The sequence below is a fragment of the Actinomadura chokoriensis genome (genome assembly GCF_041463665.1).
GTDB lineage: Bacteria > Actinomycetota > Actinomycetes > Streptosporangiales > Streptosporangiaceae > Spirillospora > Spirillospora chokoriensis_A.
In genome coordinates this window covers 263,453-284,599 of record NZ_JAXCEJ010000006.1, presented here as the reverse complement: position 1 = coordinate 284,599, position 21,147 = coordinate 263,453, and the positions used below count along the sequence as shown (strand labels likewise).

General features: G+C 72.8%; 18 protein-coding genes. 12 read left to right on the top strand and 6 right to left on the bottom strand.

What is annotated here, in order from left to right; genetic code table 11:
• Positions 1-19 precede the first annotated feature (19 nt).
• Entirely contained in the window at positions 20-2,146 is a 2,127-nt protein-coding gene (gene tkt / locus SM418_RS13540; protein ID WP_371942239.1) for a transketolase, read from the bottom strand.
• A 507-nt stretch (positions 2,147-2,653) separates the two neighbouring features.
• On the opposite strand from tkt, the gene SM418_RS13535 reads away from it, so the two are divergent.
• From SM418_RS13535 to SM418_RS13525, 3 genes are all read left to right on the top strand, one after another.
• Positions 2,654-3,643: a heme o synthase gene (locus SM418_RS13535; protein ID WP_371942238.1), complete on the top strand. Its 990-nt coding sequence runs from the start codon at positions 2,654-2,656 to the stop codon at positions 3,641-3,643.
• A gap of 73 nt (positions 3,644-3,716) precedes the next feature.
• Positions 3,717-4,943, top strand: a complete 1,227-nt coding sequence (locus SM418_RS13530; RefSeq protein WP_371942237.1) for a PrsW family intramembrane metalloprotease — start codon at positions 3,717-3,719, stop codon at positions 4,941-4,943.
• Positions 4,944-4,991: 48 nt separating this feature from the next.
• The gene (locus SM418_RS13525; RefSeq protein ID WP_371942236.1) at positions 4,992-5,996 is read left to right on the top strand and encodes a COX15/CtaA family protein; all 1,005 of its coding nucleotides are present in this window, start codon (positions 4,992-4,994) and stop codon (positions 5,994-5,996) included.
• Positions 5,997-6,000: 4 nt separating this feature from the next.
• Here SM418_RS13525 and polX read toward each other — a convergent pair whose 3' ends face one another.
• The 5 genes from polX to SM418_RS13500 form a co-directional block, all read right to left on the bottom strand.
• Positions 6,001-7,719 carry a DNA polymerase/3'-5' exonuclease PolX gene (gene polX / locus SM418_RS13520; protein ID WP_371942235.1) on the bottom strand — a complete coding sequence of 573 codons (1,719 nt, stop codon included), beginning with the start codon at positions 7,717-7,719 and terminating at the stop codon, positions 6,001-6,003.
• 69 nt (positions 7,720-7,788) lie between these two features.
• Positions 7,789-8,598, bottom strand: a complete 810-nt coding sequence (gene prcB, locus SM418_RS13515; protein WP_371942270.1) for a proteasome subunit beta — start codon at positions 8,596-8,598, stop codon at positions 7,789-7,791.
• A gap of 103 nt (positions 8,599-8,701) precedes the next feature.
• Positions 8,702-9,658 (bottom strand): EamA family transporter, encoded by a 957-nt coding sequence (locus SM418_RS13510; RefSeq protein WP_371942234.1) that lies wholly within the window; start codon positions 9,656-9,658, stop codon positions 8,702-8,704.
• A gap of 3 nt (positions 9,659-9,661) precedes the next feature.
• Entirely contained in the window at positions 9,662-10,378 is a 717-nt protein-coding gene (locus SM418_RS13505; protein ID WP_371942269.1) for an ABC transporter permease, read from the bottom strand.
• A 50-nt stretch (positions 10,379-10,428) separates the two neighbouring features.
• On the bottom strand, positions 10,429-11,379 hold the full coding sequence (locus tag SM418_RS13500) for an ABC transporter ATP-binding protein (protein WP_371942233.1): 951 nt from the start codon (positions 11,377-11,379) through the stop codon (positions 10,429-10,431).
• Positions 11,380-11,579: 200 nt separating this feature from the next.
• Between SM418_RS13500 and SM418_RS13495 the strand changes: the two genes are divergently transcribed.
• The 9 genes from SM418_RS13495 to SM418_RS13455 all read left to right on the top strand — a co-directional run bounded on the left by SM418_RS13495 (position 11,580) and on the right by SM418_RS13455 (position 21,123).
• The gene (locus SM418_RS13495; RefSeq protein ID WP_371942232.1) at positions 11,580-12,821 is read left to right on the top strand and encodes an arginine deiminase; all 1,242 of its coding nucleotides are present in this window, start codon (positions 11,580-11,582) and stop codon (positions 12,819-12,821) included.
• Between the two features lie 24 nt (positions 12,822-12,845).
• Complete coding sequence (argF, locus tag SM418_RS13490; protein WP_371942231.1) at positions 12,846-13,940, top strand: ornithine carbamoyltransferase; 1,095 nt, start codon at positions 12,846-12,848, stop codon at positions 13,938-13,940.
• A 10-nt stretch (positions 13,941-13,950) separates the two neighbouring features.
• Positions 13,951-14,886 carry a carbamate kinase gene (gene arcC, locus SM418_RS13485; protein ID WP_371942230.1) on the top strand — a complete coding sequence of 312 codons (936 nt, stop codon included), beginning with the start codon at positions 13,951-13,953 and terminating at the stop codon, positions 14,884-14,886.
• A complete protein-coding gene (locus SM418_RS13480) occupies positions 14,883-16,349 on the top strand; it encodes an amino acid permease (RefSeq protein WP_371942229.1) in 1,467 nt (488 codons plus the stop codon). The genes arcC and SM418_RS13480 overlap by 4 nt, the downstream gene beginning before the upstream one ends.
• Positions 16,346-17,281: a universal stress protein gene (locus SM418_RS13475; RefSeq protein ID WP_371942228.1), complete on the top strand. Its 936-nt coding sequence runs from the start codon at positions 16,346-16,348 to the stop codon at positions 17,279-17,281. Before SM418_RS13480 ends, SM418_RS13475 begins: the two co-directional genes overlap by 4 nt.
• 80 nt (positions 17,282-17,361) lie before the next feature.
• Positions 17,362-18,219 (top strand): helix-turn-helix transcriptional regulator, encoded by an 858-nt coding sequence (locus SM418_RS13470; protein ID WP_371942268.1) that lies wholly within the window; start codon positions 17,362-17,364, stop codon positions 18,217-18,219.
• A complete protein-coding gene (gene sufB / locus SM418_RS13465; protein WP_371942227.1) occupies positions 18,216-19,628 on the top strand; it encodes a Fe-S cluster assembly protein SufB in 1,413 nt (470 codons plus the stop codon). Before SM418_RS13470 ends, sufB begins: the two co-directional genes overlap by 4 nt.
• On the top strand, positions 19,628-20,764 hold the full coding sequence (sufD, locus tag SM418_RS13460; protein ID WP_371942226.1) for a Fe-S cluster assembly protein SufD: 1,137 nt from the start codon (positions 19,628-19,630) through the stop codon (positions 20,762-20,764). The genes sufB and sufD overlap by 1 nt, the downstream gene beginning before the upstream one ends.
• Positions 20,761-21,123 (top strand): non-heme iron oxygenase ferredoxin subunit, encoded by a 363-nt coding sequence (locus SM418_RS13455; protein ID WP_371942225.1) that lies wholly within the window; start codon positions 20,761-20,763, stop codon positions 21,121-21,123. The genes sufD and SM418_RS13455 overlap by 4 nt, the downstream gene beginning before the upstream one ends.
• Positions 21,124-21,147 lie beyond the last annotated feature (24 nt).

The window sequence follows — 21,147 nt, the reverse complement described above, 5'->3', positions numbered from 1 at the left end:
CCGGGCCTCGCCGGGCCCCCTAGTTGCCGGTGGTCTCGCCGCGCCCGGCGCCGTGGACGCGCGCCTTGATCAGGCTGGCCTTCGCCGCCGCGACGACCCGCTCGGCGGTGATGCCGAACTGCAGGAACAGCGTCCTGTAGTCGGCGGAGGCGCCGAAGTGCTCCAGGCTCACCGACTCGCCCGCGTCGCCGACGTAACCGCGCCAGCCGAGCGCGACGCCCGCCTCGACGGACACCCGGGCGCGGACGCCGGGCGGCAGGACCTCCTGCCGGTAGGCGTCGGTCTGCTGCTCGAACCACTCCACGCACGGCATCGAGACGACCCGGGTCGGGGTCCCCTCGGCCTGCAGCGCCGTGCGCGCCTCCAGAGCGAGCTGCACCTCGCTGCCGGTCGCGATGATGATCACCTCGGGCTGCCCGCCGTCGGCGTCGGCCAGCACGTAGCCGCCCTTGGCGACGCCCTCCGCGGACGCGAACTCGCCGCCGCGCTCCAGCGTCGGCAGCTTCTGCCGGGTCAGCGCCAGGCCGGCCGGCCGGTCGGTGTGCCGCAGGACGGTCCGCCACGCGACGGCCGTCTCGTTGGCGTCCGCCGGCCGGACGACGTCCAGGCCGGGGATCGCCCGCAGCGCCCACAGGTGCTCCACGGGCTGGTGCGTCGGGCCGTCCTCGCCGAGCCCGATCGAGTCGTGCGTCCACACGTAGGTGACCGGCAGCTTCATCAGCGCCGCCAGCCGCACGGCCGGGCGCATGTAATCGCTGAAGATCAGGAACGTGCCGCCGTACGGGCGGGTGCCGCCGTGCAGCGCGATGCCGTTGCAGATCGCGCCCATCGCGTGCTCGCGGACGCCGAAGTGCAGCGTGCGGCCGTAGCGGTGGCCGGGGAACTCCTTGGTCTGGAACTCCTCGGGGATGAAGGACGGCTCGCCCTTCATCGTCGTGTTGTTGCTCTCGGCCAGGTCGGCCGAGCCGCCCCACAGCTCCGGCAGCACCGGCGCCAGCGCCGCCAGGATCTCGCCGGACGCGGCGCGGGTCGCGATGTCGTTGCCGGCCTCGAACTCCGGCAGCGCCCCCTCCCAGCCGTCCGGCGCCGTGCGGGAGGAGATCCGGTCGTACTCGGCGGCCCGCTCGGGGTGGGCCGACCGCCACGCGTCGAACGCCCTGCTCCACTCGGCGTGGTCGGCGCGGCCACGATCGGACACCCCGCGGGCGTGCGCCAGCACGTCCTCGGGCACGTGGAAGGGCTCGGCCGGGTCCATGCCGAGGACCCGCTTGGTCGCGGCGACCTCCTCGGCGCCGAGCGCCGAGCCGTGGATCTTGCCGGTGTTCTTCTTGTTCGGCGCGGGCCAGCCGATGATCGTCCGCAGCGCGATGAAGGAGGGGCGGGACGTCTCCGCCTTGGCCGCCGCGAACGCCGCCGCGAGCGCGGCCACGTTCTCCTCGTAGTCGCCCCCCTGTGTCCAGTCGACGTGGTGGACGTCCCAGCCGTAGGCCTCGTACCGGGCCCGCACGTCCTCCGACAGCGCGATCGCGGTGTCGTCCTCGATCGAGATGTGGTTGTCGTCGTAGAGCAGCACCAGGTTGCCGAGCCGCTGGTGGGCCGCCAGCGCGCTCGCCTCGTGGCTGATGCCCTCCTCGATGTCGCCGTCCGACGCGAACGCCCAGATGGTGTGGTCGAAGGGGGACCGGCCCTGCGGGGCGTCCGGGTCGAACAGGCCGCGCTCGCGGCGGGCGGCCATCGCCATCCCGACCGCGTTCGCTATGCCCTGCCCGAGCGGCCCCGTGGTGGTCTCGACGCCCGCCGTGTGCCCGTGCTCGGGGTGGCCGGGGGTGAGGCTGCCCCACTTGCGCAGCGCCTTCAGGTCGTCCAGCGTCATCGGGTAGCCCGACAGGTACAGCTGGATGTAGAGGGTGAGGCTGGAGTGGCCGCAGGAGAGCACGAACCTGTCCCGCCCGGCCCAGTGCGGGTCCGTCGGGTCGTGCCGGAGGAACCGCTGGAAGAGAAGGTAGGCGGCGGGCGCGAGGCTCATCGCCGTCCCGGGGTGACCGGAGCCGGCCTCCTCGACCGCGTCCATGGCGAGGGCGCGGATCACGTCCACCGCGCGCCGGTCCTGGTCGGACCACTCAAACGTGCTGTTGTCCCTGCTCACGGAACGCCAGGCTCCTCTCGAACCGGTGTGTAGATCACTCTCAGATGTCGGGCGCCACAGCTCCCCCCAGCCCCGTGCCGCCGCCCGGTCCGCGGCGGGCGAAGATCATGCCGCGCCCCAGGCGAGCCTATCGCGCGGGAGTGCGGCAGCAGGCGCGGCTAGCGCGCTGACCGGCGCCGCGGCCGGGGGACTGAGTCGCTCCTGGCGCCTTCAGACACCCTTGCCCGTACGCCGCGCGGGCTAACCCCCCGCACGGGGGAACCCGCGGGGGATCCGGCGGTGATCAGAGGCACGCCCGGCCGCCGCGACGGTCACCGTCCGGCGCGTCCGGTGACCCGGTGCACGACCTCCGGAGGGGGCGGACTACAGTGATTGCGCGGCTGACGGCCAGCGGCCGCGGCAACAAGACCAAGCCGAAGTCGCACCCAACCCGAGGCCGGCCCGGAAACGCGGGGGCACCGCCGAGGTGGACCGATTTCTCATCCCTAGTTGGACGTGGACCCGATTGTGACGGTGCTCAGTAACAAGCGCGGGATCGAGCTCGACGAGCGGGTGCCGGGGGCGCTCGCGCCGGCCCTGGTGCCGGACCCCGCCGAAAGCGCCGCCCGCCGGACGGTGGGCGCGAGCCTGCGCGCCTACGTGGCGCTGACGAAGCCGCGCGTCATCGAACTGCTGTTGATCACCACCATCCCGGTGATGTTCCTCGCGGCCGGCGGCGTCCCGCCGCTGTCCACCGTGCTGCTGACGCTGGCGTTCGGGACGATGTCCGCCGGGTCCGCGAACGCGATCAACTGCTACATCGACCGCGACATCGACGCCAAGATGCGCCGCACCCGGCGCCGCCCGCTGGCCCGCCACCAGGTGACCCCCGCCCGCGCCCTGATCTTCGGGGTGACGCTCGCCGTGCTGTCCACGGCCGGGTTCCTGCTGACCGTCAACGCGGTCGCCGCGGCCGGGTCGCTGTTCGCGATCCTGTTCTACGTCTTCGTGTACTCGCTGCTGCTCAAGCGGCGCACCTCGCAGAACGTGGTGTGGGGCGGCATCGCCGGGTGCATGCCCGTCCTCATCGGCTGGGCCGCGATCACGGGGTCCGTCGCCTGGACGCCGTTCGTGCTGTTCATGGTGGTGTTCCTGTGGACGCCGCCGCACACGTGGACCCTCGCGATGCGCTACCGCGAGGACTACGCCGTCGCCAAGGTCCCGATGCTGCCGGTCGTCGCGTCCGAGCGCCGCGTCGTCATCGAGAGCCTCGCCTACACCTACGCGACCGTCGTGTGCTCGCTGGCGCTGTGGCCCGTCGCCGGGATGAGCCCGGTGTACGGGGGCGTCGCGGTCGTCCTCGGCCTGGTCTTCCTCGCCGAGGGGCACCGGCTGCTGAAGGCGGTGCTCGCCGGGGTGACCGGCGTCCACCTCCGGCCGATGCGGTTCTTCCACCTCTCCAACGTGTACCTGGCGCTGCTCTTCACCGCCGTGGCGGTCGACCCGCTGCTGCACTGACGCGGCCGCGCGGGTCGCCTCCCGCCATGGGACCGGCTTAGCGCTTCGCACCACCTGCCGTTACCCTCACGACATGGCGCGCATGGACCCGAAGGCGGTGCTCGAAGGCCGGGTGCCCGGCAGGCCACCGATCGGCCTCATCGTCGGCATGACCGTGTCCGGGCTCTGCATCCTGGTCGCGTTCGGCGCCGACGCCGCGCTCGGCGGGGCGGGTTTCTGGGTCGGCGTGCTGCTCGCCATCCTCCCGATCCCGGTGCTGGTCGCCCTCGCGCTCACCCTCGACCGACTGGAGCCCGAACCGCCGCGCGCCCTCGCGTTCTCGTTCATGTGGGGAGCGGGCATCGCCGTGCTCGGCGCGCTCGTCCTCAACACCGCCGGGCTGCTGTACGTGACCGTGCCCATCTTCGGTGAGACCGAGGGCCATTTCATCAGCGCCACCTTCGGCGCGCCCGTCATCGAGGAGACGCTGAAGGGCGCCGTCCTGTTCGGCCTGCTCTGGTTCCGCCGCAACGAGATCGACGGCTTCGCCGACGGCATCATCTACGCCGCCATGGTCGGCCTCGGCTTCGCGATGATGGAGAACATCACGTACTACATGCGGGCGTTCGAGGAGGGCGGCGCCCACCAGCTCCAGGCCGTGTTCATCCTGCGCGGACTCATCGCGCCGCTCAGCCACCCGCTGTTCACCTCCATGACCGGCCTCGGCGTCGCCTACGCCGCCACGCACCGGCGCGGCCAGGTCGTCGCGCCGCTCGCCGGGCTGCTCGGCGCGATGATCCTGCACGGCCTGTGGAACGGCGCCGCCGGCGCGTTCGGCCTCGCCGGCCTCGGCATCGTCTACCTGCTGGACTTCTGCGTCCTGGTGACGCTGATCGTGATCGTGTTCGTCGAGCGGCGTGGCACCGTCCGCCGCATCGAGGCCTACCTGCCGATGTACGCCGGGACGGGCCTGGTGACGCCGCAGGACGTGCGGATGCTGCGCTCCATCCCCTCCCGCCGGGCCGCCCGCCGCTGGGCCCGGTCCGTCGGCGGGCCGCCCGCCGGCCGCGCCATGACCGACTACCAGCTCGCCGCGACCGAGCTGGCGCTGCTGCACAAACGCGCCGACCGGGGGGTGGCCGACCAGCGCTGGTTCGTCGCTCGCCGCGACTCGCTGCTGGAGCTGATGTCCCTGGCCAGGCAGGCGTTCCTGCGCACGCCGCCGCGCCCCGGGGCGAACCTGCCGGCCGGCCCGCCGTGGGCGGCGCAGGGCCCGTCGGGGTTCCTGCCGCCCCGCCCGCCCGGCCCCTATGAGAGGTAACCGGGGGGCGGGTCAGGACCGCGGCGACCCGGCCATACGATTGGTGCCGTGGCAGAGCGACGGTCCCCCAACCTCCTGATCCGGACCCGCGACGCGGTGTGGCGTCCGACCCCCGGGTCACTGCGGCTGCTCGCGCTCCTCGGCGTCCTCGGCAACGTGCTGATCGTCGTCAGCGGCGGCGCCGTCCGGGTCACCGAGTCCGGGCTCGGCTGCCCCGACTGGCCGCGCTGCAGCGGCGACAGCCTCGTTCCCACCCACAATCCCGAGCACCACGTGCTGAACATGTCGATCGAGTTCGGCAACCGGCTGATCACGTTCCTGGTGCTGGGCATCGGCCTGCTGGTGTTCGTCGCGGCGCTGCGGCTGCGCCCGCGCCGCACGTCGCTGGTGTGGTGGGCGCTCGCGCAGCCGATGAGCGTGGTCGCGCAGGCCGTCATCGGCGGCATCGTGGTCCTCACCGAGCTGCACCCGGCCGCCGTGTCGCTGCACTTCCTCGTCTCGCCCGCGCTGCTCGTCTTCTGCGTGGGGCTGTGGGTCCGCGCGGGGGAGGGCGACGCGCCGCCGCGCCCGCTCGCCGGGCTCTGGACCCGCGGCCTCGCCGCCGCGCTGCTGGTCTCCAGCGCCGCCGTCCTCGTCGCGGGCACCGTCGTCACCGGCACCGGCCCGCACGCGGGCGACGCCGAGTCCCGCCGCTACGGCTTCGACATCACCGAGGTCGCCCGCATCCACGGCGAACTGGCCTGGCTCACCATCGCCCTGACCCTGACCGTCATCGTGGCCCTCTACCGCACGGGCGGGCCCGGCCTGCGGAACGCGCGCCGCCGCGCGCTGGAGCTGGCCGGCCTGATCGTCGCGCAGGGCGCGGTCGGCTACACCCAGTACTTCCTGGGCGTCCCCGCCGGCCTGGTGCTCCTGCACATGCTCGGCGCGGTGCTGATGTGGATCGCCGCGTTCCGGCTCTTCTTCGCCCTGCGCGACCGCGGGCCCATCCCCGCCGCGCCGCCGGCCCGGGCCGTCGCCAAGGCCGGGACCGAGGCCCCGCAACCCGCCTGACCGCTCACCGCTTCCGCAGGAAGTCGCGCAGGCGGTCGAGGGGCCAGGTGTTGATCACGTCGTCGGGCGTCAGCCAGCCGCGCTGGGCGGTGCCGACGCCGTAGCGGATGTTGCGGTGGTGGCCGAGCGAGTGCGCGTCGGTGTCGACGGAGAACTTCACGCCGAACCGCTTCGCGCGGCGGATCAGGTCGGCCGGCAGGTCGAGGCGGTCGGGGAACGAGTCGATCTCCATGGCGGTGCCGGTGCGCGCGGCGGCGCGGAACACCTCGTCCCAGTCGGCGTCCACCGGCGGGCGGCGGCCGATGCTGCGGGCGGTGGGGTGGCCGATGACGTGCACGTGCGGGTTCTCACAGGCCCGGACGAGGCGGCGGGTCATGGCGTCCTGGTCCTGGGTGAAGTGCGAGTGGACCGAGGCGACGCAGACGTCGAAGCCGGAGAGGAAGTCGGCGTCCCAGTCGACGTTCCCGTCCGGGTCGATGTTGAGCTCGGTGCCGTGGAGCAGGACGAGGCCGGGGTGGCTTCTCTGGAGTTCGGCGACCTCGTCGCGCTGGGCGAGCATCTTCTCGTCCGTCATGCGCTGCATCACCAGGTTCGGCGCGTGGTCGGTGATCGCGTAGTACTCCAGGCCGCGGTCGCGGGCGGCGGCGACCATGTCCGCCAGGGAGGCGACGCCGTCGGTCAGGTCGGTGTGGCTGTGCAGGTCGCCGCGCAGGTCCTCGACGGTGACGAGCCGGGGCAGCTCGTCGGCGAGGGCGGCCTCGATCTCGCCGGTGTCCTCGCGGAGCGTCGGATGGATCCAGGGGAGGCCGAGGCGTTCGTAGACCTCCTCCTCGGTCTCGGACACGATCAGCTCGCCCGACTCGGCGTCGAACAGGCCGTACTCCGACAGCTTGAGGCCCGCCTTGACGGCGATCTCGCGGGTGCGGATGTTGTGGGCCTGCGAGCCGGTGAAGTACTGCAGCGCCGCGCCCCACGACTCGGGCGGGACGACCCGCAGGTCGACCTGGAGGCCCCTGGCGGTGCGGATCGAGGTCTTCTTGTCGCCGCCCGCGATGACCTCGGCGACGAACGGGAGCGCCGCGAACGCCTCCATGATCGGGTGCGGGTCGCGGGAGGCGGCGAGGACGTCCACGTCGCCGATCGTCTCCCGCATCCGGCGCAGCGACCCGGCGTGGGCGCAGCGCTCCACCTGCGGGAGCTCCGACAGCGCCGCGACGATCTCGTCGGCGACGCCGGCGGCGGCGTCGACCAGGACGCGCTCACCGGAGCTGCGCATCAGCTCGATGCCGCGGAGGATGTTCTCCTCGGTCTTGGCGCCGAAGCCCTTCAGGCCGCGCAGGCGGCCCTCCCCGATGGCGGCGGCCAGCTCGTCCACCGAGGAGATGCCGAGTTCCTCGTAGACGGCGAGGGCCTTCTTCGGCCCGAGCGTGGGGATGGCGGTGAGGGCGCGGACCCCGGCGGGGATCTGGGTGCGCAGCTCCTCCACCTGCCGGATCGTGCCGGTCGTGGTGTAGTCGAGGACCTTCTTGGCGATCGCCTCGCCCACGGTGGGGATCTTGCGCAGCCCGGCCAGGTCGAGGCCGGCGATGTCGTCGGGGTACCCCGCGATCGCCCGCGCGGCCTTCTCGTACGCCCTGATCTTGAAGGCGTCCCCGCCGGTGATGGACAGCAGGTCGGCCAGTTCCTGGACGAGGGCGGCGGCCTCGTCGTTCGCGCGTGCCATACGGCCGAGTCTAGAAGCCGGGTACGACGTTTCCGATGATCAGCGTGCCCGCGGGCCGGGGTGCCCGCGTCAGCGCAGGGGCGCCACCGGACCGCCGGGATTGTCCATCCGGGCGCGCATGACCTCATCGGCGATCGCGGACACCTCGTCCTCGGGAAGGCGCCGGTACCCGTCGGCGGTGACGACCGCGATCGTCGGGTAGATGCGCCGCACGGGGTCGGGGCCGCCGGTGGCCGCGTCGTCGTCGGCCGCGTCGTAGAGGGCCTGGACGCAGACGGTGGCGGCGTCCTCCAGGGACAGGTCCCGCCGGTAGAGCTTCTTCAGCGCGCCCAGCGCGTAGGGGGAGCCGGACCCGTCCGCGTGGAAGTCGCGGGCCTCCTGGGGGGCGCCGGTGATGTCGTAGGTGTAGATGCGTCCCTCGCCCGAGCCGGGTTCGTAGCCCGTGAACAGCGGGACGACCGCGAGGCCCTGCAGCGCCTGCGCGAGGTTGGCCTGGATGACCGCGCCCAGCCTGCGGGCCTTGCCCGGCAGCGACAGGGGGACGGTCTCCATCTTCTCGTAGTGCTCCAGCTCCACCTGGAACAGCCGGACCATCTCCAGCGCCAGCCCGACCGTCCCCGCGAACGCGACGGCGGAGTACTCGTCGGCGCGCTGCACCTTGTCCAGCTCGCGGTAGGCGATGCGGTTGCCCTGGGTGGCGCGCCGGTCGCCGGCCATCATGACGCCGCCCGGGAACGTCAGCGCCAGGACGGTCGTGCCGTGCGGCAGCTCCGGGGCGTCGCCCTCGGGCACCCGGTTGACGGGGAGCAGCTCAGGGGAGTGGAGGCGCAGGAAGTCGACGAACGACGCCGACCCCGCCTCGAAGAACTCCGGCGGCATGCCCTGGTCCTCGGTCCGGCCGATCACGGCGGCTCCTCTCGTTCCTCGCCGGAAGATCCTCGCGTCCTGATCCTTCCACGCTGCCACACGTGCCCGCCACCGCTCAGGCCTCGGGCGCCGCCGGCGGGTCCTGCCCTCCGCGGGTCGCGCCGGCGCAGGCGACGATGACGCAGCCGATCGCGACCCACTGGCGTCCGGTGAGGATCTCGCCGAGGACGACCACGCCGACCAGTGCGGCGACGGCGGGCTCCAGGCTCATCAGGATCCCGAAGACGCGGGCGGGCACGCGCCGCAGCGTCTCCAGTTCCAGCGAGTACGGGATCACCGACGACAGCAGGCCGACGCCGAGCCCGATCACCAGCAGCGCCGGGTCGAGCAGGGCGCCGCCGCCCGCGGCCACGCCGGTCGCGATGCCGCCCGGCAGCACGACCAGCGTCCCGATGATGCTGGCCAGGGCCAGCCCGGTGCTGCCGGGGATGCGCTGCCCGGTGGCGGCGGCGAGCAGGATGTAGGACGCCCAGCCGACCGCGGCGAGCAGCGCGAACGCGATGCCGAGGAGGTCGGCGTCGCCGCCGCCGCGCGCGAGCATGACCACGCCCCCGCCCGCGAGCAGCACCCACAGGACGTCGCGCGGACGCCGCGAGCCCGCGATGGCCACCGACAGCGGCCCGAGGAACTCGATCGTCACCGCCACGCCCAGCGGGATCCGGGAGAGCGACTGGTAGAACGCGAAGTTCATGCCCGCGAGCGAGACCCCGTAGCCCGCGACGACGGCGAGGCTCGTCCAGGAGTGGTCGCGCAGCACGGTCCGCAGCGCCTTGCGGGCCAGGAAGCCCAGCACGAGCGCCGAGGCCAGCAGCCGGATCGACACGACGGTCGTCGGCGGCAGCCGCTCGAACAGGTGCTTGGCGAGGCCCGCGCCGACCTGCACGGACACGATGCCGAGCAGGATGAGCGCGGGCGGCGGCACCGATCCCAGCGAGAGCGCGCGGGCGCGGCCGGACCTCCGGCTCGCGCCGCCGAGCGACCCGGACGCCCCGGGCGCCTCAGCGTGGGCCAAGGGTCACTCCCATTTGAAGAAGCGGGCGGCGAGGACGAGGCCGGCGACGGCCCACGCCCCGAGGACGAGCAGCGGCTGCGCGGGGAACGCGGCGCCGTCCCGCAGGACGTCGCGCAGCCCGCCCGCGAGGGCCGAGATCGGCAGCAGTTCCAGGGCGTCCCGCACCGGGCCGGGGAACTTGTCGAGAGGGAAGACGACGCCGCCGACGGCCAGCAACAGGATGTAGACGAGGTTCGCGCCGGCGAGCACCGCCTCGGCGCGCATCGTCCCGGCCATGAGCAGCCCGAGCCCGGAGAACGCGGCGGTGCCGAGCAGCAGCAGGACGAGCACCGAGGCGGGGTCGCCGTCCGGGCGCCAGCCGAGCGCGAACGCCACCGCGCAGATCACGGCGGCCTGCACGGCCTCGACCGCGAGGACGCTGAGGGTCTTGGCGGCGATGAGGCCGCCGCGCGGCAGGGGAGTGGCGCCGAGCCGCTTGAGGACGCCGTAGCGCCGCTCGAAGCCGGTCCCGATCGCCTGGCCGGTGAACGCCGTCGACATCACCGCGAGCGCGAGGACGCCGGGGGCGAGGAAGTCGACCCGGCGGCCGGACCCGAGGTCGAGCAGGGACGTGGCGCCGAACAGGACGAGCAGCACCACCGGGATGATCAGCGTCAGCAGCAGCTGCTCGCCGTTGCGCAGCACGGTGCGGAACTCGTAGCCGGCCTGCGACACGACCATCCGCCGCAGCGGCACGGCGCCGGGAGCGGGGGACAGGTCCAGGGGGGCGGTCACGAGCGCAGCTCCCGCCCGGTGAGTTCGAGGAAGACGTCCTCCAGGGTGCGGCGCTCGATCCGCAGGTCCTCGGTCATGACGCCGTGCGAGGCGCACCAGGCGGTGACGGTGGCGAGCAGCTCGGGCCGCACGTCCGCCTCGATCAGGTAGTGCCCGGCGGGCGACTCCTTGGCGGCGCTCCCGGCGGGCAGCGCGGCCAGCAGCTCCTCCAGGCCGAGGCCGGGCCGGGCGCGGAACCGCAGCTGCCGCTCGGCGCCGGTCAGCGCCTCGGGGGCGCCGCCGGCCACGACCCTGCCGTGGTCGACGATGACGACGTGGTCGGCGAGGCGCTCGGCCTCCTCCATGTTGTGGGTGGTGAGGACCACCGACACCCCGGCGGCGCGCAGCTCCTCGATCAGCTCCCAGGTGGCGTGCCTGGCCTGCGGGTCGAGCCCGGTCGTGGGCTCGTCGAGGAAGACGAGCTCCGGCCGCCCGACGACGGCGACCGCGAGGGAGAGCCGCTGCTGCTGCCCGCCCGACATCCGGCGGAACGGGGTGCGGGCGTGCTCGGTGAGGCCGAGCCGCTCCAGCAGGGCGGACGTGTCGAGCGGCGCGGCGTGGAACGAGGCCACGAGCTTCAGGAACTCGCCCGCGCGGGCCGTCCCCGGCACGCCGCCGGACTGCGGCATCACGCCCACCCGCGGCTTCAGCGCGCGGCCGCCGGCCGCCGGGTCGAGGCCGAGGACGCGGACGGTGCCGGAGTCGGCCCGCCGGAAGCCCTCGCAGATCTCGACCGTGGTCGTCTTGCCCGCGCCGTTCGGGCCGAGCAGCGCCGTCACCGCGCCCCGGGCGGCGCTGAACGAGAGCCCGTCGACCGCCGGCCGTCCGCGGCCGGCCGGGCCGTAGCGCTTGACGAGCGAGTGCAGCTCGACCGCGCCGTCTCGTCCGCCGTCTCCGGGGGGTGTCATGCCGTCGAGTTTAGGTCCGCGGCCGGACAGCTCCGCGCCGGGTCCCGCGGGCGCGCCGGGTGAAGGTCCGGTAAAGCCTCCGGGCGCGGGCCGATCCAGTTTCACCCCGCCGACCTCGGGGAATTGACGGCCTGTCGCCGGGGCGTCCCCGGCGGCCTGGGGCCGTGCGGCACGGTGGCCGGGCCCCGAGGAGGTGGCGGATGCCGTTCCACGTCGATTCGGAGACCGGGCGGCTCCGGGAGGTGCTGCTGCACCGGCCGGAGCTGTCCCTCAAGCGGCTCACCCCGTCCAACGCGGCCGGGCTGCTCTTCGACGACGTGCTGTGGGTGCGGCGCGCGGTGGAGGAGCACGAGGAGTTCGAGGACGTGCTGCGCGCGGAGGGCGTCCGGACGCACCTCCTGATCGACCTGCTGCGCGAGACGATCGGGATCCCGGAGGCGCGCAAGCACATCCTGGACACCGTCGTCGACCCGCACTGGTTCGGCCCGCTCGCCACCGACGCGATCCGCAACTGCTTCGACTCCATGGACGTCCAGGACCTCGGCTCGTTCCTCGTCGGCGGCATCACCAAGCGGGAGATGTTGGAGCGGATGCCGGAGCCCGCGTCCATCGCGTTCCACTCCATCCCCGCGGACGGGTTCGTCCTGCCGCCGCTGCCGAACCACCTGTTCACCCGCGACACGTCCTGCTGGATCTACGACGGCGTCTCGATCAACACGATGCGCAAGAAGGCGCGGATGCGCGAGACGGTGAACATGGAGGCGATCTACCGCTGGCACCCGCTGTTCGCCGCCGGCTACGGCCGGCCCGCCGAGGGCGGCTTCCACGTGTGGAGCAGCGGGACGGCGATGGCCCCGGCGACGCTGGAGGGCGGCGACGTCCTGGTCATCGGGAACGGCGCGGTGCTGGTCGGGATGAGCGAGCGGACGCAGCCGCAGGCCGTCGAGATGCTCGCGCAGTCGCTGTTCGCCGCCGGGTCGTGCACCCGGATCGTCGCGCTGCGGATGCCGCAGAGGCGGGCGTTCATGCACCTGGACACGGTCATGACGATGGTCGACCACGGCGTGTTCACCGCCTACGAGGGGATGGGCATGCTGCCGAGCCACACCGTCGAGCCCGGCGACACCGAGAAGGAGCTGAAGATCACAGATCACGCTCCGGAGGACATGCACCGCGCGATCGCGGCCGCGCTCGGCCTGGACTCGATCAAGGTCGTCGTCCCGACGCAGGACGTCTTCGCCGCCGAGCGCGAGCAGTGGGACGACGGCGCGAACGTCCTGGCCGTCTCGCCCGGCGTGGTGGTCGCCTACGAGCGCAACGCGACGAGCAACAATCATCTGAGCCGGAACGGGATCAAGGTCATCACCATCCGCGGCAGCGAGCTCGGCCGGGGGCGCGGCGGTCCCCGCTGCATGACCTGCCCGCTCGTCCGGGACGCCTGACGACCACGACCCTGGAGACCGGAAATGGCGCGCGACCCCAGTGGAGACTCGAGCGGCGGCGGCCCCGCTGGTGGCGAACCCGCTGGTGGTGGCCCCGCTGCTGGCCCCGCTGCTGGCCTCGGCGGCCGCAGCCTCCTCAGGGAACTCGATCTCACGCCGGAGGAGTTCGGATTCCTGATCGATCTCGCGGCCGAACTGAAGGCCGCCAAGCGCGGGGGAACCGAGTCGCCCGCGCTGGCCGGCAAGAACATCGCGCTGATCTTCGAGAAGACGTCCACCCGCACGCGCTGCGCGTTCGAGGTCGCCGCGCACGACCAGGGCGCCCACGTGACCTACCTCGACCCGGGCGGGACGCAGATCGGCCACAAGGAGTCGATGAAGGACACGGCGCGCGTCCTGGGGCGGATGTACGACGGCATCGAGTACCGGGGTTCCAGCCAGAGACTCGTCGAGGAACTCGCCGAGTACGCGGGCGTCCCCGTGTGGAACGGCCTGACCGACGAGTGGCACCCGACGCAGATGCTCGCCGACATGCTCACCATGCGCGAGCACAGCAACAGGCCCCTGCGGGACGTCACGTACGCCTACCTGGGCGACGCACGCAACAACATGGGCCACTCCTATGTGGCCACGGGAGCGCTCCTCGGCATGAACGTGCGGATCGTCGCCCCCCGGACGCTGTGGCCGGACGAGGAGACGGTCGTCCGGCCGTCCAGGGCGGTGGCGGCCAAGACCGGGGCGGAGATCACCCTCACCGAGGACGTCGCCGAAGGCGTGCGGGGCGCGGACTTCGTCCTCACCGACGTCTGGGTGTCGATGGGCGAGCCCAAGGAGGTGTGGGACGAGCGCGTCGCGCTGCTCACGCCGTACCAGGTGAACGCCGGGGTCATGCGGGCCACCGGCAATCCGGACGTCAAGTTCATGCATTGCCTTCCCGCCTTCCACGACCGGGAGACCGCGGTGGGGGAGGAGATCTACCGGAAGACCGGCCTGGAGGCGCTGGAGGTCACCGACGAGGTGTTCGAGTCGGGCGCCTCCATCGTCTTCGACGAGGCCGAGAACCGGATGCACACCATCAAGGCGGTCATGGTCGCGACGCTCGGCCGGCCGGGCGGGTGAGGGGGAGCGAATGAGGGTGGTCGTCGCGCTCGGGGGGAACGCGCTGGTCAAGCGGGGCGAGATACCCGACGCCGGGCCGCAGCGCCACAACGTGGACCGGGCGGTCCGCTCGCTCGCGCCGCTCGCCGAGGAGCACGAGCTGATCATCACGCACGGGAACGGTCCGCAGGTCGGGGTGCTGGCGCTGGAGAGCGTCAACGACCCGAACCTGACCCGGCCCTACCCGCTGGACACGATCGGCGCCGAGACCCAGGGGATGATCGGCTACTGGATGCTGCAGGCGCTGCAGAACGCGCTGCCCGGCCGCCAGGTGATGGCGATGATCAACCAGACGCTGGTGTCGGCGGTGGACCCGGCGTTCGAGAACCCGACCAAGTTCGTCGGCCAGGTCTACGAGCGCGAGGAGGCCGAGAAGCTCGTCGCCGAGTACGGCTGGACGATCCGCCAGGACGGGGACGCGTGGCGGCGCGTCGTGCCCTCCCCGCGCCCGCAGCGGGTGATCGAGACGCGGCTGATCCGGGAGCTGGTCCGGCTCGGGACGGTCGTGGTGTGCGCGGGCGGCGGCGGCATCCCGGTGTTCCGCAACGACGTCGGGCGGCTGGAGGGCGTCGAAGCGGTGATCGACAAGGACCTCACCGCGGCCGTCCTCGCCGAGAGCATGGACGCCGACGCGCTGCTGATCCTCACCGACGTGCCCCGGGTGATGCGCAACTTCGGCGCGCCCGACCAGGAGGAGATCGTCCACACGACCCCGCACGAGCTGCGGGCCGAGGACTTCCCCGCCGGGTCGATGGGCCCGAAGGCCGAGGCCGCGGCGAGCTTCGTCGAGCGGACCGGCGACATGGCCGCGATCGGGATGCTCGACCAGTGCGTGGAGATCCTCGCCGGCGCCGCCGGCACGATCGTCACCCCCAACGCCACCTGGCCGCTGCAGAGCACCCTGTGACGGCGGGGTCCGCGCCGGGCTCGTTCGCGCGCAGCCTGCTGCGGACGAAGCCGGTCGACCGGATCGTCGCCGAGGGCGGGAGGGGCGAGGGCGGCGAGCTGAAACGCACGATGAGCCTGCTGCAGCTCACGTTCTTCAGCGTCGGCGCGACCCTCGGCACCGGCATCTTCGTCGTCCTCGGCGAGGCGGTGCCGCTGGCCGGCCCGGCCGTCGTGCTGTCGTTCGTGCTCGCCGCCGTGACCGCGCTGTTCTCCGCCCTGTCGTACGCGGAGCTGGCCGGCACGATCCCGGTCTCCGGGTCGTCCTACTCCTACGCCTACGCGACGCTCGGCGAGCTGGTCGCGTGGGTCTGCGGATGGTGCCTGCTGCTGGAGTACGCGGTGTCGGTGTCGGCCGTCGCGGTCGGCTGGGGCTCCTACCTGAACGCGTTCCTCGACTCGGCGTTCGGCTTCACGATCCCGGCCGCGCTCAGCAGCCCGCCCGGCGAGGGCGGCCTCGTCAACGTCCCCGCCGTGGTCGTGGTGCTGATCGCGGCGCTGCTGCTGCTGCGCGGCACGTCCGAGAGCGCCACCGCCAACACGATCATGGTGTTCCTCAAGATCGCCGTCCTGCTGTTCTTCTGCGCGGTCGCCTTCACCGCGTTCCGGTCCGGGAACCTCAGCGTGTTCACGCCCCTCGGCTGGGCGGGGATCAGCGCCGCCGGCGGCAAGGTGTTCTTCTCCTACATCGGCTTCGACGCGGCCTCCACCGCGGGCGAGGAGGCCAAGAACCCCCGCCGCGACCTGCCGCTCGCGATCGTCCTGTCGCTGGCCATCGTGACCGTCCTCTACGTGCTGGTCGGGCTCGCGGCCGTCGCCGCGATGAACTGGAGGCGGTTCGCGATCAGCGGCGCGGAGGCCTCCCTCGCGGAGGTGCTGGACGTGGCGACGGGAAAGACCTGGCCGTCGATGATCCTCGCCCTCGGCGCGGTGATCGCGATCGCCAGCGTCGTCCTGACCGTCATGTACGGGCAGACCCGCATCCTGTTCGCGATGTCGCGGGACGGGCTCGTCCCGGACGTCTTCCAGAAGGTCAGCCCCGGCCGCCGGGTGCCCGTCGCCAACACGGTCATCGTGGCGATGTTCATCGGGACCCTCGCCGCGGTGATCCCGCTCGGCCGGCTCGTGGACGCCACCAGCATCGGGACGCTGTTCGCGTTCGCGCTGGTCAGCGTCGGCGTCATGGTCCTGCGCCGCACCCGGCCCGAGCTGCCGCGCAGCTTCCGCACCCCGCTGTTCCCGGTGACGCCGCTGCTCGGCGTCGGGTTCTGCGTGTACCTGATGGTCGGCCTCGGCGGGGTGACCTGGACGGTGTTCGCGCTGTGGTGCCTCGTCGGGCTGGTCGCCTACTTCCTGTACGGCCGCCGCCACTCCCGCCTGGCGGCCGGGCCCGCCGGCGTCCCCGGTGGAAAGGGGCTCCCATGAACGACACGAACGGCGTGCGGGTGCTGGTCGGCTACGCCCCCGACGAGCGCGGCGACGACGCGCTCGCCCTCGCCGCCCTGCTCGCCCGGACGATGGGCGCGCCGCTGACGGCCGTGCACGTCCATCCGCCGCCGTGGCCCACGCCCGGTCCCGGCGCCGTGGACGCCGAGTGGGTCGCCTACCTCAAGGGCCAGGCGGACGAGGCGCTCGCCGGGGCCGCGGCGCGGCTGGGGGAGCTCGGCGTCCCGGAGCGGGAGGTGACCCTGCGCGTCCATGCCCACCGGGGCAGCGGGCGGGGCCTCATCCAGGTGGCCCTTGACGTGGGCGCCGACCTGATCGTGGCCGGTTCGGCGCCGGGCGGGCCGCGCGGCCGCGTCGCGATCGGCAGCACCGCCGACCAGCTGCTGCACGGCTCGCCCGTCCCGGTGATGCTGGCCCCGCGCGGCTACGCGGCGCACCCGCCGCGGCGGTTCGTGCGGATGACGCTCGCGTACTGGCGGCGCGGGGACGCCGAGGGGCCGCTGTCGGCCGCCGCGGCCCTGGCCGACCGGCTGGACGTGGAGCTTCGGCTGCTGACCCTGCTGCTGCGGCCGCCCGGCCTCGCGGCCCGGTTCCACGTCCCGGGCGGGGTGCTGGACCGCCAGCTCGCCCAGGCCGAGGAGGACCTCCGCTACGCCGCCGGGCTCTTCGGGGGCGGGACGCCGGTGGAGCGGCTCACGGCCGTCGGGACCGACATCGCCAAGACCCTCGGCACCGTCGGTATGCTGCACGGCGAGGTGCTCGCCTGCCTGTCCAGCCACGACGGGCCGCTGCGCAAGGTCTTCCTCGGCGAGACCTCCGGCAAGATCGTCCGCGCCGCCCCGTGCCCGGTGCTGCTCCTGCCGGGCGGGGCCGCCGTGCCGACCGTGGGAGAGAAAGCCCAGGTTAGGTAAGGCTTACCTGCGTGAGCTACGACATCGGCGTTCCGGTGTTTCGGAGGAAGGAATTACGGCACACTGATGTTGTGAAATACGTGAGCGAGGACCAGACGACCACCGGGGGCGCCGCCGCGCGGCCGTCCGGCGTGCCGTCGGGGCCCGGGCACACCGAGCGCGACACACGCGCGCGGGTGGCCCGGCTGATCCTCGAACACGGGCCGGTCACGGCGTCCACGCTGGGGGAACGCGTCGGCCTCACGCCGGCCGCGATCCGCCGGCACCTGGACGCGCTGCTGGCCGAGGGCATGATCGAGGTCCGCAAGGCGCGGGTGCCGCAGACCCGGCGCGGCCGGGGAAGGCCCGCCAAGTGGTTCGCCATCACCGACGCCGGGCGCAGCGCCTTCGTGCACGCCTACGACGACCTGGCGACCAGCGCGCTGCGGTTCCTCGCCGAGACGGCCGGCGACCACGCGGTCGCCGAGTTCGCCCGGCGGCAGATCGCCGACCTGGAGCGGCGCTACCGGCCCGTCGTGCAGGACGCCTCACCCCAGCAGCGGGTCCGCTCGCTCGCCGAGGCGCTTTCGGGCGACGGCTACGCGGCCGCCGCGGCCAAGGCTCCCCAGCCGGGCGGCGGCGAGCAGCTGTGCCAGCACCACTGCCCGGTCGCGCACGTCGCCGCGGAGTTCCCGCAGCTGTGCGAGGCCGAGACCGAGGCGTTCAGCCGGCTGCTCGGCACCCCCGTGCAGCGGCTGGCCACGATCGCCCACGGCGACGGGATCTGCACCACCCACGTCAGCCCCCGCTCCCTGCACGGGGCCGGCGAGACCGGCGATCCCGCCGGCGGCGCCGCCCCCGGCGGGGCCGCGGCGGGCGGCGCCGGGGGCGAAGGCGCGGGGGCGCCCCCCGAAAAGACACAGAACAATGACGAGGAGTCCGGAGGGACCTCCCTATGACTACGGCAGCCCACCCTGAGCTAGAGGGGCTCGACAGGTACAAGTTCGGCTGGGCCGACTCCGACGAGGCCGGCGCCTCGGCCCGGCGCGGCCTGAACGAGGAGGTCGTCCGCGACATCTCGGGCAAGAAGAGCGAGCCCGAGTGGATGCTCGACCTGCGCCTCAAGGGGCTGCGGCTGTTCGGCAAGAAGCCGATGCCCACCTGGGGTTCCGACCTGTCGGACATCGACTTCGACAACATCAAGTACTTCGTGCGCTCCACCGAGCAGCAGGCCGCGTCCTGGGAGGAGCTCCCCGAGGACATCAAGAACACCTACGACAAGCTCGGCATCCCCGAGGCGGAGAAGCAGCGCCTCATCGCCGGCGTCGCCGCGCAGTACGAGTCGGAGGTCGTCTACCACAAGATCCGCGAGGACCTCGAGGAGAAGGGCGTCCTCTTCCTCGACACCGACACCGGCCTGCGCGAGCACCCGGAGATCTTCCAGGAGTACTTCGGCTCGGTGATCCCCGTCGGCGACAACAAGTTCGCCGCGCTCAACACCGCCGTGTGGTCGGGCGGCTCGTTCATCTACGTCCCGCCGGGCGTGCACGTGGAGATCCCGCTCCAGGCCTACTTCCGGATCAACACCGAGAACATGGGCCAGTTCGAGCGGACGCTGATCATCGCCGACGAGGGCTCCTACGTCCACTACGTCGAGGGCTGCACCGCGCCGATCTACAAGTCGGACTCGCTGCACTCCGCCGTCGTGGAGATCGTCGTGAAGAAGGACGCCCGCGTCCGGTACACGACGATCCAGAACTGGTCGAACAACGTCTACAACCTGGTGACCAAGCGCGCCGTCGCCTACGAGGGCGCCACCATGGAATGGGTCGACGGCAACATCGGCTCCAAGGTCACCATGAAGTACCCGGCCGTCTACCTGCTCGGCGAGCACGCCAAGGGCGAGACCCTGTCGATCGCGTTCGCCGGCGAGGACCAGCACCAGGACGCCGGCGCCAAGATGGTGCACGCCGCGCCCAACACCTCCAGCAGCATCATCTCCAAGTCGGTGGCGCGCGGCGGCGGCCGCACGTCCTACCGCGGGCTGGTGCAGATCCAGGAGGGCGCCGAGCACAGCAAGTCCACCGTCAAGTGCGACGCGCTGCTGGTCGACCAGATCAGCCGGTCCGACACCTACCCCTACGTCGACGTCCGCGAGGACGACGTGGAGATGGGCCACGAGGCCACCGTCTCCAAGGTGTCGGAGACGCAGCTGTTCTACCTGATGAGCCGCGGCCTCACCGAGGACGAGGCGATGGCGATGATCGTCCGCGGGTTCGTCGAGCCGATCGCGCGCGAGCTGCCGATGGAGTACGCCCTCGAGCTGAACCGGCTCATCGAGCTGCAGATGGAAGGAGCCGTCGGCTGATGGGGCTCGACACCAGGCCTCTCTCGACGCTGCACGACAAGGCCTCCTACGACGCCGGCGACTTCGAGGTGCCGACCGGGCGCGAGGAGGAGTGGCGGTTCACCCCGCTGCGCCGCCTCCGCGGCCTGCACAAGGGCACCGCCGTGGAAGGCGGCAAGGTCCTGCTGGAGGTCGACGCGGCCCCCGAGGTCACCGTCGAGACCGTCGGCCGCGACGACCCGCGCATCGGCAAGGCCTACGTCCCCGCCGACCGCGTCAGCGCCCAGGCGTGGAACTCCTTCACCGACGCGACCGTCGTGACCGTCCCGAAGGAGGCCGTCGCCTCGGCGCCGACCGTCCTGCGGCGGCGCGGCGAGGACGCCTCGGCCGCCGCCTACGGGCACACCACCGTCCTGGTCGAGCCGTTCGCCGAGGCCACCGTGGTGCTCACGCACCGCGGCTCGGCGACCTACGCCGACAACGTGGAGTTCGTCGTCGGCGACGGCGCCCGGCTCTCGGTGATCAGCCTGCAGGACTGGGCGGACGACGGCGTCCACGTGTCGCACCAGCACGCCCGCCTCGGCCGCGACGCCCGGTTCGTCTCGCACAACATCTCGCTCGGCGGCGACGTCGTGCGGATCTCGCCGTCCGTCGGCTACGACGCGCCGGGCGGCGACGCCGAGCTGTACGGGGTGTACTTCGTCGACGGCGGCCAGCACCTGGAGCACCGCCTCCTCGTCGACCACACCGTCCCGCACTGCCGCAGCCGCGTCGACTACCGCGGCGCCCTGCAGGACCGGGACGCGCACGCCGTCTGGATCGGCGACGTGATCATCCGCGCGGAGGCGGAGGGCACCGACACCTACGAGCTGAACCGCAACCTCGTCCTCACCGACGGGACGCGGGTCGACTCCGTCCCGAACCTGGAGATCCTGACCGGCGAGGTCGCCGGCGCCGGGCACGCCTCGGCGTCCGGGCGGCTGGACGACGAGCACCTGTTCTACCTGCAGGCGCGCGGCATCACCTTCGACGAGGCGCGCCGCATGGTCGTCCGGGGCTTCCTCGGCCAGCTGGTCGAGCGGATCGAGGTCGCCGACGTCCGCGACAAGGTGCGCGAGGCGATCGAGGAAGAGCTGAACCTGGGGGCGACCCGATGACCACGTCCGCCAAGCCCGAAGGGCCCGGGGGCGCGTCCCCCCAGGACGGTTACGTGAAGGTGTGCGCGCTGGAGGAGATCCCCGGTGACGGGGCGCTCGGCGTCGAGATCGACGACACTCCCGTCGTCCTCGCGCGCAGCGGCGGCGACGTGTTCGCGCTGAACGACATCTGCTCCCACGCCGAGGTCTCGCTCTCCGAGGGCGAGGTCTACAACGGCACCATCGAGTGCTGGCTGCACGGATCCTGCTTCGACCTGCGCAGCGGCAAGCCCACCAACCCGCCGGCCACGCAGCCGGTCGCCACCTACAAGGTCAAGGTCGAGGGCGGGGACGTCTACGTCTCGCTCGGCGACGACTGACCCCACGACGAAGGACTACACGCA

What these genes read in the sequence shown, in the direction of transcription:
- SM418_RS13530 (WP_371942237.1), top strand. Translation starts at nt 3,717, where the DNA reads ATGGCGCGCATGGACCCGAAGGCGGTGCTCGAAGGCCGGGTGCCCGGC.
- SM418_RS13455 (WP_371942225.1), top strand. Translation starts at nt 20,761, where the DNA reads ATGACCACGTCCGCCAAGCCCGAAGGGCCCGGGGGCGCGTCCCCCCAG.
- arcC (WP_371942230.1), top strand. Translation starts at nt 13,951, where the DNA reads ATGAGGGTGGTCGTCGCGCTCGGGGGGAACGCGCTGGTCAAGCGGGGC.
- SM418_RS13475 (WP_371942228.1), top strand. Translation starts at nt 16,346, where the DNA reads ATGAACGACACGAACGGCGTGCGGGTGCTGGTCGGCTACGCCCCCGAC.
- argF (WP_371942231.1), top strand. Translation starts at nt 12,846, where the DNA reads ATGGCGCGCGACCCCAGTGGAGACTCGAGCGGCGGCGGCCCCGCTGGT.
- polX (WP_371942235.1), bottom strand. Translation starts at nt 7,719, where the DNA reads ATGGCACGCGCGAACGACGAGGCCGCCGCCCTCGTCCAGGAACTGGCC.
- prcB (WP_371942270.1), bottom strand. Translation starts at nt 8,598, where the DNA reads ATGCCGCCGGAGTTCTTCGAGGCGGGGTCGGCGTCGTTCGTCGACTTC.
- SM418_RS13495 (WP_371942232.1), top strand. Translation starts at nt 11,580, where the DNA reads ATGCCGTTCCACGTCGATTCGGAGACCGGGCGGCTCCGGGAGGTGCTG.
- SM418_RS13505 (WP_371942269.1), bottom strand. Translation starts at nt 10,378, where the DNA reads ATGGTCGTGTCGCAGGCCGGCTACGAGTTCCGCACCGTGCTGCGCAAC.
- sufB (WP_371942227.1), top strand. Translation starts at nt 18,216, where the DNA reads ATGACTACGGCAGCCCACCCTGAGCTAGAGGGGCTCGACAGGTACAAG.
- sufD (WP_371942226.1), top strand. Translation starts at nt 19,628, where the DNA reads ATGGGGCTCGACACCAGGCCTCTCTCGACGCTGCACGACAAGGCCTCC.
- SM418_RS13500 (WP_371942233.1), bottom strand. Translation starts at nt 11,379, where the DNA reads ATGACACCCCCCGGAGACGGCGGACGAGACGGCGCGGTCGAGCTGCAC.